The 16,271-nt window shown below is 38.0% G+C and carries 9 protein-coding genes; all 9 read right to left on the bottom strand.

Features of this window, described 5'->3' with window-relative positions; translation table 11 throughout:
• Position 1 precedes the first annotated feature (1 nt).
• The 9 genes from ACNQGH_RS12185 to ACNQGH_RS12145 all read right to left on the bottom strand — a co-directional run bounded on the left by ACNQGH_RS12185 (position 2) and on the right by ACNQGH_RS12145 (position 16,247).
• Positions 2-2,797 (bottom strand): glycoside hydrolase family 78 protein, encoded by a 2,796-nt coding sequence (locus ACNQGH_RS12185; protein WP_417956286.1) that lies wholly within the window; start codon positions 2,795-2,797, stop codon positions 2-4.
• Between the two features lies 1 nt (position 2,798).
• Positions 2,799-4,673: a six-hairpin glycosidase gene (locus ACNQGH_RS12180; protein ID WP_417956285.1), complete on the bottom strand. Its 1,875-nt coding sequence runs from the start codon at positions 4,671-4,673 to the stop codon at positions 2,799-2,801.
• Positions 4,674-4,682: 9 nt separating this feature from the next.
• Positions 4,683-5,606, bottom strand: a complete 924-nt coding sequence (locus ACNQGH_RS12175; RefSeq protein WP_417956284.1) for a glycoside hydrolase family 43 protein — start codon at positions 5,604-5,606, stop codon at positions 4,683-4,685.
• A 127-nt stretch (positions 5,607-5,733) separates the two neighbouring features.
• On the bottom strand, positions 5,734-7,311 hold the full coding sequence (locus tag ACNQGH_RS12170) for a glycoside hydrolase family 28 protein (RefSeq protein ID WP_417956283.1): 1,578 nt from the start codon (positions 7,309-7,311) through the stop codon (positions 5,734-5,736).
• 50 nt (positions 7,312-7,361) lie between these two features.
• Positions 7,362-8,789: a glycoside hydrolase family 140 protein gene (locus ACNQGH_RS12165; RefSeq protein ID WP_417956282.1), complete on the bottom strand. Its 1,428-nt coding sequence runs from the start codon at positions 8,787-8,789 to the stop codon at positions 7,362-7,364.
• Between the two features lie 18 nt (positions 8,790-8,807).
• Complete coding sequence (locus tag ACNQGH_RS12160) at positions 8,808-11,891, bottom strand: DUF6298 domain-containing protein (protein ID WP_417956281.1); 3,084 nt, start codon at positions 11,889-11,891, stop codon at positions 8,808-8,810.
• Positions 11,892-12,003: 112 nt separating this feature from the next.
• Entirely contained in the window at positions 12,004-13,671 is a 1,668-nt protein-coding gene (locus ACNQGH_RS12155) for a polysaccharide lyase (protein ID WP_417956280.1), read from the bottom strand.
• A 96-nt stretch (positions 13,672-13,767) separates the two neighbouring features.
• Positions 13,768-14,439, bottom strand: coding sequence for a DUF3826 domain-containing protein (locus ACNQGH_RS12150; RefSeq protein WP_417956279.1), 672 nt, complete (start codon positions 14,437-14,439; stop codon positions 13,768-13,770).
• Between the two features lie 107 nt (positions 14,440-14,546).
• Entirely contained in the window at positions 14,547-16,247 is a 1,701-nt protein-coding gene (locus ACNQGH_RS12145) for a polysaccharide lyase (protein ID WP_417956278.1), read from the bottom strand.
• Positions 16,248-16,271: the final 24 nt, after the last annotated feature.

The following is a 16,271-nucleotide window of genomic DNA, read 5'->3' as shown; positions in this document are numbered from 1 at the left end:
TTTATAATTTGCATACTATGGTATAGATTCCCGAACCTAATTCCAAAGTGGATTTCTTTTGATTAGCATCATACCCTAAATCCAATTTCAATTTTCCCAAGGATTTACTATTCACCGTTATTTCAGTACTTTTTTCAACTGGCAATTTTACAGTTGCCGTTGTATTTGCCGGAATCTGAATTTTCAAGAATAATTTGCCTTCTTTTTTCTCCCATTCTGAAGTAATTTCACCATAAACAGATTTATAGTGTGCTTTTACAAAAGTCATATCGCCAACAATTTCCGGTTGGATAAAGAAATGTTTGAATCCGGGATTTTCGTCATCTGGAACAATTCCAGCTAAACTTTGGTAAAACCATTCTTCAATCTGTCCCATCATAAAATGATTCCAGGAATTTCCTTTACGTGGATCCCATTGCTCGGTTAAGGTTGTCAATCCAAATTTTATCTGAAAACCATAACCCGGCGCATCATAATGATTGTTCATTTTGTACATCATTTCGTTTTCTCCATTTCGAGCCAGGGCTTGAAATAAATAACGGTTCCCAACATCTCCAGTAGTCAATCGATTGCCTTTTGATTTTATATCTTCCAATAAATTATGCATCACTGCCGATTTATACTGCGGTTCCACTATATCCATAAAAACTGGCACAGCGTTGCTGAATTGGCTACTCGTTCCGTATTGTTTGGTTTCAACGTTGAAAAATTTGTTATTAAACGCTTTTTTAATGTTATCCGCCAATGTTTCATACTTTGCAATATCTTCTTCTATATGCAATAATTTTGCCGTTTTTGCCAACAAATGCGCCCCATAATAATAATGAGAGGTTGCCGAAAGCGCAATGGGACTATTTTTAGAATATCCCGCTGGATGATCGCCATAATCGTACCAATCGCCCAAACCATGGGAAACAATATGATTTTTGGACATCGAAGTCAAATAATCGACGTATTTTTTCATTACCGGATAGTATTTCTCCAATAAGGAAGCATCGCCATACTGTTCATAATACATCCAAGGCAAGATAATTCCTGTTACGCCCCATTCTGGAGAATCCGTAAAATCACCCCCAAAAACTACATATTCGGGTGCAATGGTAGGAATCAGACCGTTTTCACGCTGGGCATCGGCAATATTTTGCATGATGGCTGGAAAATAGGTCTGCATATTATAATTGAACAGTAAACCTGGCCCGTTTAAATGGGCTTCTTCTAACCAACCTAATTTTTCACGGTGCGGACAATCGGTCAATACGCTTTGAAAATTACTTTTGATTGAATTATTAATCAATTCGTGGGCTTTGTTGAAGATATCATTCGAACATTCAAAAGATCCTGCTTCGCCAGCCGAATTGTATATGAAATTAGATTTTAGGTCCAAAATTGTCGGAAGATTAGCCTGGGTAACTTGCTTGTAATTTACATTTTCAATTTGGATGTACTGATAACCGTAATAACTGAATTTAGGTTGCCACACTTCTACTCCATCTCCTTTTAAAGTATATTGAAAATAATACGGCTTCCCCGATCTTCCCTGACCAACAGTTCCATCATCATTCAAGCCTTCGCCAACCCAAAGACGAACCGTTTGCCCTTTCTTTCCTTTGACTTTCAGGGTTGGAAAACCAGAAAGATTTTGCCCCATATTGAAAACATAAGTGTTGGATTGAATTGGCTTTACTGTTGCAACACCATATTGCTTTTGAACCATAATTGGCGGCGCGGTCTGTGCGCTCAAAGTTCCTTTCGGGGCTTCTTGAATCACTACTTTTTTCCATTTGGCATCATTAAATCCTTTACTATCCCAACCTTTTTGTTCTAAATTGGCATTGTAATCTTCTCCTCCGAAAATACTATTGAACGTAATCGGGCTTTTGCTGTATTTCCAGCTTTCATCCGATTTTATAATTGCTGAAGAGCCGTCTTTATAAATCACTTTCATTTTTAAAAATAAAGTAGGCGGACCAAAACTCACAAAGAACTTGGCATACCTTTCGGCAACCATATTGTACATTCCGTTTCCTAAAAGGACGCCGATTACATTTTCCCCTCTTTGCAAATCACAGGCCTTTAATTCATAGGTATTATAATTAACTGTTTTGTCGTAATCTGTCCATAAAGGTGCAAACTCGCTAGTACCCACTTTTTTACCATTGATAGTCAACTCATAATGTCCGAGACCCGAAATATAAATTACCGCTTCTTTAATTCCTTTGCTGACCGCGAATGATTTGCGAAGCAAAATACTGCTGCGTGCCAGAGAATCAGAGGCATTAATCAGCGCTTCTTTTTTCTCTTTTTTGAAAGTTGCCGTATGGTAATTTCTGCCTTCAGGCAAATGGCTGTTCGCTTTTGTAATAGCTCCAATCCAGGTTGGATTTAAATCGGTCGCCACAGCTGCAGTTCTGAAAAAAGAAACGTGACTCCAATTTGAAGATTCACTATCCTGATTCCAGACTTTTACTTTCCAAAAATATTTTGTTTCACTTTTTAACGGATTTCCGTTGTAGGGTATTAGAAGGTTTTTATCCGAAACTACTTTCCCGCTATCCCAAAGATCGGCTTCATTGTTTTTCAATTTTTTTTCGGAAGAAGCCACTAGTACCTGATATGTCGTTTGCGACACATTTGATTCCTTAGAAACCAATTGCCAACTTAGTCTTGGTTGCTTTTGAATTACAGCCAAAGGATTTACTGCCATTTCAGCTGTTAAATGGTCAGCAGCAATTTGTGCATTAGAACTAAAAGTAACTAATAGGCAAATGAAAAATAATATGGTTTTGCAACACTTCACTTTATATTTTTTTTGTAATCAATGATTTAATATTAAATACTGCCTCCGGAATTAATTTACCTGTATCTGGCAAATCGACAAAATCCGGCGTATCTGGAGGGGTATCAGGATTGGGACTATAACGCTGTTCGCCGGTGCGGAACATAATTCTGGCAATTCCATCCACTGGCGCATAAAATATCTTGGTCGATTCTTTATCATCATTTACTTTGAGGGTATACGAACGCGTTTTTACATTTAATTTAACCGTCACGGTATAAGACTTCCCAGCTTCATATTTTGTTATGGTGTTGGAACGCGCACCTGCTTTTGTTTTTAGAATTCCATCGGAATCAAAAACCAATCGAATTGCCGGAAGACCTTGTTTGTTTTGAAATTCAACCTGAAGCAACCCGTGATTGTTTTGCTCCGGCTTTACCGTAAAAGTAGCTTCCATTTTTTCTGCAAAAGGAATCACGCGTTCTGCACGAGAATAATCAAAAGCATCCTGATCTCTTAATGTCAACCATTTTTTGCCATCGGTATTCTTCTCTATTTTGGCGGAAGCCCAAGACAAATCGTAGGTATTCCACATCTTTAATTCCTCACCGTTTGGCAAATCATTAAAAATATCACTAACATTTTCGTTCACTTCACTTGTCACCGGAACGGGAATCGAAGCCACCCAAATATCTTCTTTGTTCATGCTATAACTTACCCATAGCTTTCCGTCTGGCGGAGTCCCGTCCGTTTCGGGAATTCCTCTCACATATTGCGGTCCGGCTGATTTATAATTCCCACCGTAACGCATTGGACTTATTTCGCCGTGAACCAACAATAAATCTTTATAGTTTAACCCGTCATCACTGGTTGAAATAGCCAATGGCCAACGATATTCCGAAGGATTATATACCGTTGCATAACGATTATCAGCTGTTTTCTGTCCCCAAATTTTGGCATTGCTGTTAACAAAACCAGGCGCTCTCACCGGACTGTATTCCCAAGTTTTTCCTTCATCTTTACTGATGGAAGTCAATGCAAATTTCCATAAACCCACCACATTCCCGTTTGGTAAATGGTAATAATTGAAGGCTTTAAATTGTTTTTTTAATGGAATTAAAGGATCGTCCCTGTCGGCTTCTTCTACCCATTCCTGCATCTTTAAAGGCTTGGAAAGTAACTCATCGCAAGCTTTTATAAATCCTTTGTCTTTGCTTTTTTTATAAAATGGAAATGTTGTTGGCAATTGATTCCCGTTTTTATTATATCTGATAAAACAAATAGGGCCGAACCTTCCGTCTTTGTAAATTTCTCTTACCACACGACCGATTCCTTTTCCGTCATTGGGGTCGTCTTTTTCATCCATGGCGACTCCGTAATAACCTACAGACAGTAACTTTTTATCTGATGAAACATAAAAGCCCATACGCTGGTGCATCACTGCATCCAGATTTTTGGCAACTCCTGCTACTCCTTCTTTTTTAAACCCGTCTGGAACGCGATAAATAGGGAAAAGCACTTGAGGTTTTGTCCAGGTTACCCCATCTTTGGACGTCATTAATACTGTTTGACCCGGCGGAATATGTTCTCCTGTTGGGTCACTTAAATAATGTAAATAAAACGTATTATTCCAATAAGCCATCATCGACTGATGGTTATACGTCCAGCCAAAACCATCTGCTTTTTCAGGATGTTCCCTGCTGGCTCGCATAATTTGGGTAGCGTGAACGCCAACCGCAGGACTCAATTGCCCGTGGTGGTAATCAACATTAGAAAGTGTTTTGCCCACATATCGTACAGTGTCCTGTTGTGCAACTGCAGCATCAATAGTTCCGCAAGTCAGCAAAATAGTTGTTGCTGTTACAATAGTGTGTTTTATATTTTGGAATGCAATCATTATTCTTGATTATTTTTTTTCAATTAATCTTTTTAAAATCTTCGCAGAAATGGTGGTAATCGTTCCGTGCTTATGACCTTCCGGAAGTTTTATTTTTGAAGAAACATCTTCAAAATGCACGAAGTTCGAAGTACTTGAAGCTTTATAATTCTTTTCTCCATAATTATCATAATAGATCAACCACTTATCGTCTTTTTTAAGCACCGCTGGTCCTTCTGATAAATAAGCCGTAAAGGGTTCAGAACTTTTTCCAAACGGTCCCAATGGCGACTTCCCAAAAGCCACTTTTATATTGCGCATCGGTCTGGTATTGTCTTTTAAAACCAAAACATAATCCTTTTTGGCTCGTTTGACAATCACACAATCGATAACGCTAAAACCGGGTTCATAAAATAATTTGGCAGCTGAGAATGTTTTAAAATCTTTGGTCGTTACATAATACATTCGGTGATTATTTTGCTCTTCTTCTGCTCCTTTTGCAAATCGAAACGGGATTGTAGATGCCCAAATAATGATGTACTCTTTTTTGATATCATCATAAAAAATTTCAGGGGCCCAGACATTCACCACATCCGGCTCATTTTTCATAACAGGGATATATTCTTGTTTAGACCAATGAATCAAATCTTTGGAACTGGCATATCCAAAACCATTTCCGCCGCGCCAATCGGTTGTCCAAACCATATGATAGGTCCCGTCTTTTCCTTTTACAATAGACGGATCACGCATAATTTTGGTTTCACCTGCGCCAACTTCCGGTTTTAAAAACGAACCTTCCAGCCCTTTCCAATGGTAGCCATCTTCACTGTACGCCAAATACAAACCTGCTGTAGCTGGTTCTCTGAAAGAAGTAAAGAGATAAATTTCTTTCTTTTTCTGGGAATAGCTCAGTGCAAAAAATGCAATACATATACTAATCAAAAATTTCTTCATTGTTATGAGTTTCCCCTCCCCCGACCCGCTCCAAAGGAGAGGGAACCGAAACTGGAGCGTTGTTATTTTATTCGACAATTCTTCTTTTCCTGCGGTCTTCAAAACGGTGCAGGATTGTGAGTTTATACTATTCTACAATGGCATTTTTACGCAAATCTTTTCCTTTTTTTACAATAGTGGAAACATGATTGAATACGTTGTTTTTAAGAAAAATATCTTTTGTTGCTTTTCCCTCTGCTTCGATAAAAATATCGGTGGCATTAAATGGAAAATTATTGTTAATCATCATATTCGACACATTTGTCAGTTTGATTACCGGCATACCGGCAATCGGTGTTCCAGTTGCCACATTGTCTAAAATAAAGTTTTGCGCATCTTCAATTTTGAAAGACGATCCAATAGTTGTATTTACTTTTACATTATGAAATTCAACGTCTTTTGTTGTCTGAACCGAGAAACCTTCTTTGGCGTCAATGTTTATGTTTGAAAAAGTGATGTTTTGAATTGGCATTTCTGCAATTCCCCGAATAATTCCCGCTCTATTCACATTGGAACCTGTAATATTGCTCATATGAATGTTTCTAAAAACAGGTGTTCGATTAGTAACCGGTTCTGCCACATCTGATTTATCGTAAAATAAATCCAGGACAAAGGCTTCTTCCTTAATATCTTTCATTACAATATTATCCACTCGAATGTCTTCTACAACGCCACCTCTGCCACGAGCCGATTTGATTCGGATTCCTCTATCGGTTCCATCAAAAACACAGTTTGAAATTGTGACTTTTTTGATTCCGCCCGACATCTCGCTTCCAATTACCACGCCACCATGACCGCTTAACATCGTACAATTGGTAATGGTTACGTTCTCGCAAGGCCTTCCATACTTACGACCGTCTTCATCCCTACCCGATTTGATGGTAATACAATCGTCGCCAACACTAATGTGACAGTTTGAAATATGAACATTTTTACAGGAAGAAGGATTGATTCCGTCTGTATTAGGCGAATGCGGATTAAATATTGTTATTCCTGTAACGGTAACATTGTCACAAAATTCAGGGTTTATCGTCCAAAAAGGAGAGTTTTGAAAAGTAACGCCTTCGATTAAAATATTTTTACAGTTGTAGGTTTGAAAAAAAGAGGGTCTGAAAAATTTTTTATCGATCGTTCTTTGATAATAAGGCGAATACACCAAACCTTTGTTTTGTTCGTCCCAGATTTTTTGATACTTGGTCAGTGGTAATGGTTCTTTAGCGGATTCTATTCGATAGACTTCATTCCACCACGCTTTTCCTTGTCCGTCGATTACACCTCTGCCCTTGATGGTAATATTCTCGGCATCTTTGGCATAGAACAATGGCGAAAAAGTTTGCATCACGATTCCTTCATAACGCATCTCAACGTACGGCAGGTAATCATCAAAATTATCTGAAAATTTCAAAAGTGCTCCCGAGTCTAAATAAATCGTAATGTTACTTTTTAGCTTTAAGACACCTGTCAGATAGTCCCCAGCAGGGAAGTAAATAGTCCCGCCACCGTTTACAGAAGCTTTTTCAATTGCTTTCTGAATGGCTTCGGTGCATTTGATACCTTTGTTATTTCCACCTTCATTTAGGATGTTTAACCAGCCATCGTTACTGGCGAAAGCGGTATTAAATCCTGTAATGAAACAGAGAACCATTAATATATACTTGACATTCATAGTGTTACTTTTTTTAGGCACGCCGATGGGACAGATTTTAGCAGATTTTTTTATTCTTTTGAAATTAAAATTAATACCCAGTCATTACCGTCTTCTTTATTCCCTGAAGGCTGAAATTCCTGGATTCCTTTATTCGCTACTGTTCCAATTTTTGTTTTTTGTCCATTTCGTGGATTGTACCAGGAGGCAATCACATTTTTACCAGCAATTTTTCCCATATTAACGGCGATTTTTCGACCGCTATAGGTATAAATCAAGGCATAATTTTTTCCCCTTGTGGCTACCAGATAATCGTGTTTTTCTCCTTGATTCGAAACTAAAGACTGGTCTGGAACTCTTTCGAAATAGGGAAACTCCAACAGTAGTTTTTTAATGTAAACCATTTGTCCGGCTCCTGGTGCATTGATAGCAGCTGTCCATAATTCTTTATTTCCATACGCTGGTTTATCTCCTTTTCTGAACATTTGCATTACGGCACTGTGTCCGTAAGTATACCCTGTACCTCCTGCAAAAACGGACCAATATCCGTAACGTCTTACATCATTAGCGGTCCATTTCGGTTGCAAAGTATCGTGTAATCCGTGTGGAATTCCTTCGTAAGATGGTTCTCCGTCAAGCGTTGGTTTGGTTGGTTTTAAATTAAAATCTCTTTGAACGAATTTGTAATTATCTTCTTTGAAAGAACCCACCAATGTATCCTGATCGTATCGACGATGACCGGATTGAAACATATTGAAATCCAGCCAAGCAGTATTATGATAATCTTCAGAGGAATCAGTTCTTCCGAAAGGATGAAAAGTCACTAATTGATTGGGATTATTGGTTTTTAATGTACTTCCGATGGCATTCCAGATATCTTTAAATTCATTACCATGGGTGTCCCCACCGTTCATCCAAATAATATTTGTTCTGTTTTTATATCGATTGGCTAAAAACTGGGCATATTTTCGAGCCTGTTCTTTACTTACTTTATTTCCCTTTGCCACATTGGTTCCCCAAACGGGCACCATCGCTACATAGATTCCATTTTTTTGAGCCACATCCAAAGTATAATCTACATGATCCCAATAATCATATTCAGCAGGATTATTAAAATTGTTGCCCGGCGTGATCAAAGGCTGAGCTACATCTTCATTAATTAAAGCGGTATCTCCATACGCATTCGTTACAGTCAGTGTATGTAAAACCATAACCTGAACTACATTAAATCCTTTTTCTTTTCTATCCTGAAAATATTTATTTATACCCGCTCTGTCTAATTTTCCGAATGTTAACCAGCCGGTATCACCCAACCAAAAGAATGGTTTCCCCGCTGCTGTAGCAAAATAATGTGGATTTTGTTTTGAAACGATTAGATTTGGTAAAGACTTTGAGGATTCTCTTGATTTTTTTACAGTTTGCGAATTTCCATTAGTGGTTGTAAACAACAGTACTAAGGAGATACAGACAGCATACAGATTATTGGGTTTTAGTTTCATTCTGGATTTATTTAGATATTATTTTTTTAAGACGAAGAGTACTTTTTCTTTAGCTGCTGAAAGAGTAGTTGTTTTTCCGCCTCGAATGGATTCTTTCTTTGTTATGCTTCCTGTAACTGCATTAATAGCATAGACTTCAAATTCTCCCTTATAATCAGTAAGATCAATGGAAACATCCTGGGCATTTTTTGCATAAATCAAATAACGCTGTCCTTTGTTCTCCAATTTCCACACCGTATCTGAAAACGTACTTCCTGCCACAAATTTCATACTGGGAATAGCGGTATAGAATGCGGAAAGCTGAATTTTAGGAATGGCAGGAAGCGATGCTCCGGCCATTAAAGCAGCCCAGCCAAATCGTGACGAACCGTCGGTAGAATACAAAACAACTTTGTCCGGATATTTTTCACGGTACTCACGAACCGCCCGGTACACCTGATCATCCGTTTCTTTTCCTACTTTTAATTTTCGGGCATGTTGACGTGGTGCCAGATTTTTTCCTCCTTCGGGAGCATAAGCAGTTCCGTCTTCTTTGTAATACCAGTACCGAATATCAATTGCATCCACCGTTTTTGCTCTATTGGCATCGCTTAAAATAGCATCTTGAACATCTTTGGTAGCACTCAGTCCAATAATTCCATTTTTACCAGTTTCAGTTTTCCATTTTTGAACTTCATCCAGCCAAAATTGCATAAAGTGAAGTGGCCCCGTGTATTCTGCACTTGTCAATTGAATTACATTGCTGTTCTCTTGGAAATTTTCTAATGATTTTCGGATAAACTGCTGGTGCAATTTTCTTCTTGTCGGATTGGTACTATCATAAAATTGTTCCGCCATAAAAATACGCTTGTCACCGGCATAAGGCGGTGGTTCTGGAAAACCACTACTATTTATATTATTGGCAGAACGCCAGGGTGAACTCGCCCAATGTGCTCCAGCCTCAATAATATTGTGCTGAAAATACTGTTGATTAATCAACAATTGACCATTTGATTCCGCTAATTCTGCAAAACGGGCCAAACGATTCCAATACCAATCGTTGTATTTTGTCAAATCATATTTACTCAAATGATCCCAAGCCAAATCTTGACCACTTCTGGCAAAAGGCTGTTCATAAAACGGGGGCCAAACATCGGCATCTATACGACGAACACGTTCATGATCATCCATGCGACGGTCGTACCATAACCCGTAATTATGTTCCAATGCGATTATATTATTGGCACTCAAATAATCAACCACTTCATTAACGTTGTCTGTTAGTCCTGTTCCTGTTCTTCCGGGAACAAATCGGGTAAGGTGCGGAGATGATTTTTTAACATCATCGTCTATAAGACTACCACGCCACCAAGCCACATTCGTTTGTTTTCCTGCAATCAGTTTACCTTCAAAAGTAAGCCAGCCGTTTTCGGTTTTTACTTTTGAAGTAGTTGCAGTAACACTATTGTTCGCACTGATTTTTAAATCATTGGCATTTTTAACACCTGAATTACCTATCGCAATCGGATTTAATTTAGAAACTTCCGCTATCCATTCTGGCAAACTCATTGTCATAATAGCTGAATTTTTGGTTAATTCCGCCGCTACTTCAATCGTTGGACTCGAAGAAGGTTCTGAACCTAAATCAAAAATATAAGGTTTAGCAGGAAGTTCTCCTAAACGACTTTCCAACTGTGCATAAAACAAACTTCTTGGGCTAATATGACCATTCACATCTTTCCAATGTCCATTTCCTCCAAATTGTCCCCAAACACCAAAAGCCCAATTTTGTGCTGTTGGCGGACTGTAACATTCTATTTTAGAAGCGGAGGATTCCCACATTACACTGTTTGCAGCTGTCCATCCTGCTCCTCTTCCGCTTTGCTCTCTATTATTATAACTTAGCGCTTTTCCTTCGATGGTGGCAATATCAAACAATACTCCCGTTGCCCAACTTCCAATGGCTCCACTGTTTTCATAAGGCAAATGAGATTCGCATTGTACAAAAACATTTGGACCTGTGGTTCCAAAACCACCTACTGCAAAATCATGATAACCGTACTCAGAATAACAACGTTGAAATAAAGTTTGTTGTCCTTCGGTATAAAAAGTAAATCTTCTAAAAGCTGCAATTTCCGAAATCGGCTCTGTTGCAATACAATCTTCGATCGTAATTTGTTGAGCCGTTTTTAGTAATGAAACTGCTCCACCCGAAAAATGCTTGAAATTCACTTGTTTTACCCAAGCATTTCTCGTGTTTTCGATGCTAATTCCCAACCATCGGTGTTGTTCATCTTTTAGATTAGCCGCGTTATAGGTAGATTTCATCAAAATATTTTCGATTCCAATCTCCTCGATTCGTCCTGGCCAAGAATACGTCATCGCTTTTGCAGCACCGTACGCATCATCCAAAGCCATTGTCAAAGGGGCATTCAAGGTAACTTCATTGCCATTGATTTTGGTTACGACTCTATTCCAGGTCATATCCCAATCTCCTTTTTTCCAGCCAATCCAAGAAGTTTCTCCACCAAAATCACCCATTTTCAATTCCTTGATCCAATTATCGGTTAAAGGTTTACTGATACTGATTTCGTCTGAAACTTTTAATTTAGAAGCATTTTTTAATTGAATTTTTTGTGCTCCAAGAGGGGTATAGGAAGTATTGAATTCAAACGTATCGCCGAATTTTTTATCATCAGCACCCAAGAGCCTGATTAAGGCTTCTCTTTCCAGTCCTGTTCCTAAAAGTACGGTACCGTTTTCTGTGTTTCCGCTTCCGCGTAAGACCACACCTGATTTTTTTATGTATAAAGTTCCGCTGATTTGAAAGGTTCCTTTATCTAAAAGTACAGCACCTCTAAAGCCCGTTTTATTTGGTTTTAAATTACTGACATAATCTATAGCTGCCTGTATTTTCTGAGTAGCGTCTCCTTCCTGTTTTGGAACAAAAATTTTATTCTCCAGATTTGGAATAGCTTTTTCCGAAGCCCTATATCCTGCATAGGAAAAATCAGGGATCTGATTTCCTAAAGTATCAGCAGTATAAGAAATACCTCCTTTTGGGGTTCTTGTGATATCTGGAAATGTATTTTGTGCAATACTATTGTTAATGATAAAAAACAAAAAGAAACATGATAAAACTAGTTTATCATGTTTTTGAAGTATTGTATTTTTTAGTAGGCTAAAATTCACTTTAAAGTTGGATTAAACGGGTTAACTTTATTTTAATTGAAAATTATTGCAATAGTCCCTTAGACAGTTTTGCAAGCGTATCGGTATTATTTTCTACTTTTTTCCAATCCGTTTTTTGTGTTGGATCGATGCCATTAAAATATTTTTCGATGTTGGTATACCCATCACCATTCGAATCTTTATTTGCATCTGACGGGTCTTTTGGATTTAAACTGTACTGAATTTCCCATTTATCAGAAATTCCATCATTATCTGAATCCTTATAGGCTTTTCCTTTATAATCAGGATAACCCCCAACTTGATCCGGATTGGTTATAATCCCTTTTTTATAAGAATCACCAGCTAATCTTCTTTTGATAAATTGTTTGCCTATTGAATTTTCTAAACCCTCTTTAACCTCAATTTTTCCGGTACGAACTTGTTTGATAATCCGTTCATCAACAGCATCTCTTTTTGGCAATGTTGCTCCCACATTCTTCAAGACAAATTCATAAGCTTCTTCTGCCTTCATTATGGTAAGATGTGGCATTACGAATGGTTTTGGCTGTTTGATTAATTCCAAATAGCCTTTAGACTCCTCCAATGAAAGATCTTCCAGTTGAATACCGCCATTCCAATTATCGGCAGTGACTTCTGGAGCTCCTGTCATAAAATTACCAGAAACATAGGCTCTGCCAAACGTTTTTGGTTTCATATAACCGGATTCCGGTTTTAGGATTCGATACCGAATGGGTTGATCGGAAGGAGTTATAGGTCCCGGTTTAAAATAATTATTGATAATATTGAACAACGAACGGTAATCGCCTCCATCTAAAGAACGATTCCACCAGTTGAACACCACATTATTTACAAAATTAAAGTCACCATACATACCGATAGAAGCATTTCTGGAAATATTATCCGCCCATAAATTTCTAATAAAGGTACTATTTAATCCTCCGATAGTGCTTCCAAAAGAATGATTGTAGGTATCTAAGCCTTCAGAAGATATTGTATTTTGAATGGTGATATTACAGGTTGGTAATTTTTCCAATGTTGACTTTTCATTGGCTTTAAACTGGTGTCTGTACATCGAAATATTTTCGTCCAGACCCCAACTTACCGAGCAATGGTCTATAATAATATTTCCGATTGGATTCCCTCCAAGGGCATCGTCTCTTCGAGTCACATCAGTGGCACCTCTTCGAAAACGCATGTGTCGTATAATAACATCGTGTGTGTCTACTTCTAAAGTTTCTCCTGCGATACAAATACCGTCGCCAGGAGCAGTTTGTCCTGCAATTGTAACATAAGGCGCTCGCATACTGATGCGGTTTTTTAAACGGATGATTCCCGAAACATTGAATACGACTGTTCTCGCACCCACTGCTTCGCAAGCTTCTCTAAAAGTGCCTTTACCGCTATCTTCCAAGCTGGTCACTACGAATATTTTTCCGCCTCTTCCTCCCTGGGTAAAAGCACCTCCACCTTCGGCGCCTGGAAAAGCGGGAATTTCTGCAGGCACAAAATCTTTAGGATAAGAAGCCCAAGGCAAATAAGGACGTCCCTGCTTTGCTTCTTCCTTGAAAACAGCGCTGTTACTTGTCCAAATCTCGTGTAAACGTTTTTCTTCCTTAGCTAAAATCGTGTCTGTTTTGGCTTGAAGTTCATTTGGAATTACTGGATATTGTGCATGTGCTGACGAAAAAATGCAGCAAAAAGAAACTATCATAATAGCCCTTTTAAGAATGGCATTTTGGTGAAGGTATAACATGAAAAAGATTTTTAAAATTAATATGAATCCATTTTTTTTTGAAAAAGACGTGTCCTATTTTTTTAGTTTATCCTTTTCTCGTGCCGCAACACGGTCGTGCCAATCCGTACTTTCCTTGTTTAAATCGTATCCTTGAGTGGATAAATAATTATTGATTCTTCCTTTGTATTTACCGAACCAACCGTGTTTTTCTTTAGACGAACCCCCATCCATTGCATGTTCTCTGGCTTCAACTAAATTTTTATAAATGTAACTTTTTTGCTCTTCCGTTAAATTACGCAACATATCCTGATATCCTGCATACGTTATAGGCAAAACACCATAGGTCATTCCGTCTTTAACTGCTGTTATTTTATCGTCGCTTAATTGGGTCCCTAATTTTTTTACATACGCTTTATGCAATTTACCAATTAACTGATCTGCCTTTCCTTTGAGCTTTTCAATTTTTTTATTTTGTTTTTCTTTTGATAAACCACTACTTTTTACTTTCGCAATTTCAGCATCCCTTTCATCCTGAATTTTAGTTAAATCTCTAAATTGTTGGGCAATGATAGCAGTCACAACTGTTTCTTTCGCTGTATTTGATAACTCTAATTTAGCCACAATTTTCGCTGCTCTTTCATTGGTTACTTTAATATATTCGGGACTTATATTTTGTTGTGCACTTATTTTACAGCATATAAACAGTAGCAATAAAATGCTTGTGCTTAATTTTTTTATTGACATGATTTTAATTTTTTGAGGTTCCCTACATTATTTTTACTTAAAAGCATTCTTACGCCACAACATAAATCATGGAATAAGAATGCTTTGAAAAAAACACATTTATAAAATTATTCCAAAAGGGGCTCGTTTAAAGTCTCATGATTATTGCTTAAATCTTTCCAATCCACTTTTATAGCAGGGTTGACACCATTTATGTAATCTTCAATATTAGCATAGCCGTCTTTGTTTAAATCCCCTTTCGCATCTGATGCGTCATTAGGGTTTAAACCATATTTTTTCTCCCATTTATCAGGCATTCCGTCCTTATCTGTATCTAAATAGGGTTTCCCTTTATATTCCGGATAACCACCAACTTGTGAAATATCAGTTATAATACCGTCTTTGTAGGAGTCTGCCTTTAAGCGTCTGTGTTCAAATTGGTAAAATGTTTTTCCTTCTAGTCCTTTTGCATATTCAGGTTTTCCAGTTTTTACCGTTCGCACGATTCTTTCGTCCACTTTATCTCTTATTGGCAAAGTAGCACCCACATTTTTAAGTACAAAATCATATGACTCATCAGCAGTCATGATTTTATTAAACCACGGCATTGGAAATGGTCTGTCGCTTTTCATTTTATCGAAGTAGTTTTTTGATTCCTCAAAACTCATTAATTCTCCTTTTTTATTTTCAATTTGAACACCGCCATCCCAGTTGTCTTTTGAAACTCTTGCGTTGTTTTCCACTACATTCCCAACTACATGAGCCCTACCGAATACCATATAGGGCAATTTACTTCTTCCTGCTTCCGGTTTTAATATTCTATACCCAATCGGTTCTGTTTTTGAAGTTACCGGACCTGGTTTAAAATAATTATTGATGATATTGAATTGAGCAGTATAATCACCTCCATCTATTGATCGGTTGTACCAGTTAAATACGACGTTGTTTACAAAATTGAAAATACCATTCCACCCAATTGAAGGATTTCTACCGGCATTATTGGCCCACATATTTCTGATAAAAGCACAGTTATCACCTCCTAAAGTACTTCCAAATGCATGATTGTAAGTATCTAAAGCTTCTCCGAATAAACTGTTTTGAATGGTAATGTTTACAGTACCTTTCTTTTCATCCGGATAACCAGCGCCCGGACTGTATATGTGTCTGTACATGGACATGTTTTCATCCAAACCCCAAGTTGCGGAAACGTGATCTATCATGATATTCCCTACCGGATTCCCACCAATAGCATCATCTCTGCGCCCTACAAAAGTTTCTCCTCTGCGAAAACGCATGTGTCTTATAACCACATCATGAGTGTTGATCCAAACGGATTCTCCTGCAACGCAAATACCGTCACCTGGAGCTGTTTGTCCTGCAATAGTAATATAAGGAGCACGGATAATCAGAGGGCTTTTAATTTTAATAATTCCTGAAACATTAAAAACAATGATTCTTGCTCCCCCTTTTTCACAAGCCTCACGCAAGGTACCTGGACCTCTGTCTTCTAAACTGGTAACCGTGTATACATTGCCTCCACGACCTCCAAAGGTGTACATACCACCCCCTTCAGCTCCGGGGAAAGCAGGTATTTCTGCTTGTGGCAGATCGTATGGCCTAGACGCCCAAGGGATGTATGGCTTACCTTGTTTGGCTTCTTGTTCCATAATTACGCTTGCCTTTTCCCAAGCTTCGTCAGAAAGTTTGGAAGCCTCATCCATAATAACCTTGGATTTTGCCTGAACTTCAGCAGAAAGAGATGGGTATTGTGCATAACTTTTGGTAAATCCTGCCAATAAAATAAATAAAATAAAACTGAACTTTTTCATATTAAAATTTATATTTTTTCATAA

This window comes from Flavobacterium kochi (assembly GCF_048286715.1).
GTDB lineage: Bacteria > Bacteroidota > Bacteroidia > Flavobacteriales > Flavobacteriaceae > Flavobacterium.
Note: the sequence above shows the minus strand (reverse complement) of the source record. Positions and strands in the feature narration are given on the sequence as shown.

Bases quoted from the DNA above. Each gene is read 5' to 3' on its own strand.
- ACNQGH_RS12180 (WP_417956285.1), bottom strand. From the start codon at position 4,673: ATGATTGCATTCCAAAATATAAAACACACTATTGTAACAGCAACAACT.
- ACNQGH_RS12175 (WP_417956284.1), bottom strand. From the start codon at position 5,606: ATGAAGAAATTTTTGATTAGTATATGTATTGCATTTTTTGCACTGAGC.
- ACNQGH_RS12170 (WP_417956283.1), bottom strand. From the start codon at position 7,311: ATGAATGTCAAGTATATATTAATGGTTCTCTGTTTCATTACAGGATTT.
- ACNQGH_RS12165 (WP_417956282.1), bottom strand. From the start codon at position 8,789: ATGAAACTAAAACCCAATAATCTGTATGCTGTCTGTATCTCCTTAGTA.
- ACNQGH_RS12155 (WP_417956280.1), bottom strand. From the start codon at position 13,671: ATGATAGTTTCTTTTTGCTGCATTTTTTCGTCAGCACATGCACAATAT.
- ACNQGH_RS12150 (WP_417956279.1), bottom strand. From the start codon at position 14,439: ATGTCAATAAAAAAATTAAGCACAAGCATTTTATTGCTACTGTTTATA.
- ACNQGH_RS12145 (WP_417956278.1), bottom strand. From the start codon at position 16,247: ATGAAAAAGTTCAGTTTTATTTTATTTATTTTATTGGCAGGATTTACC.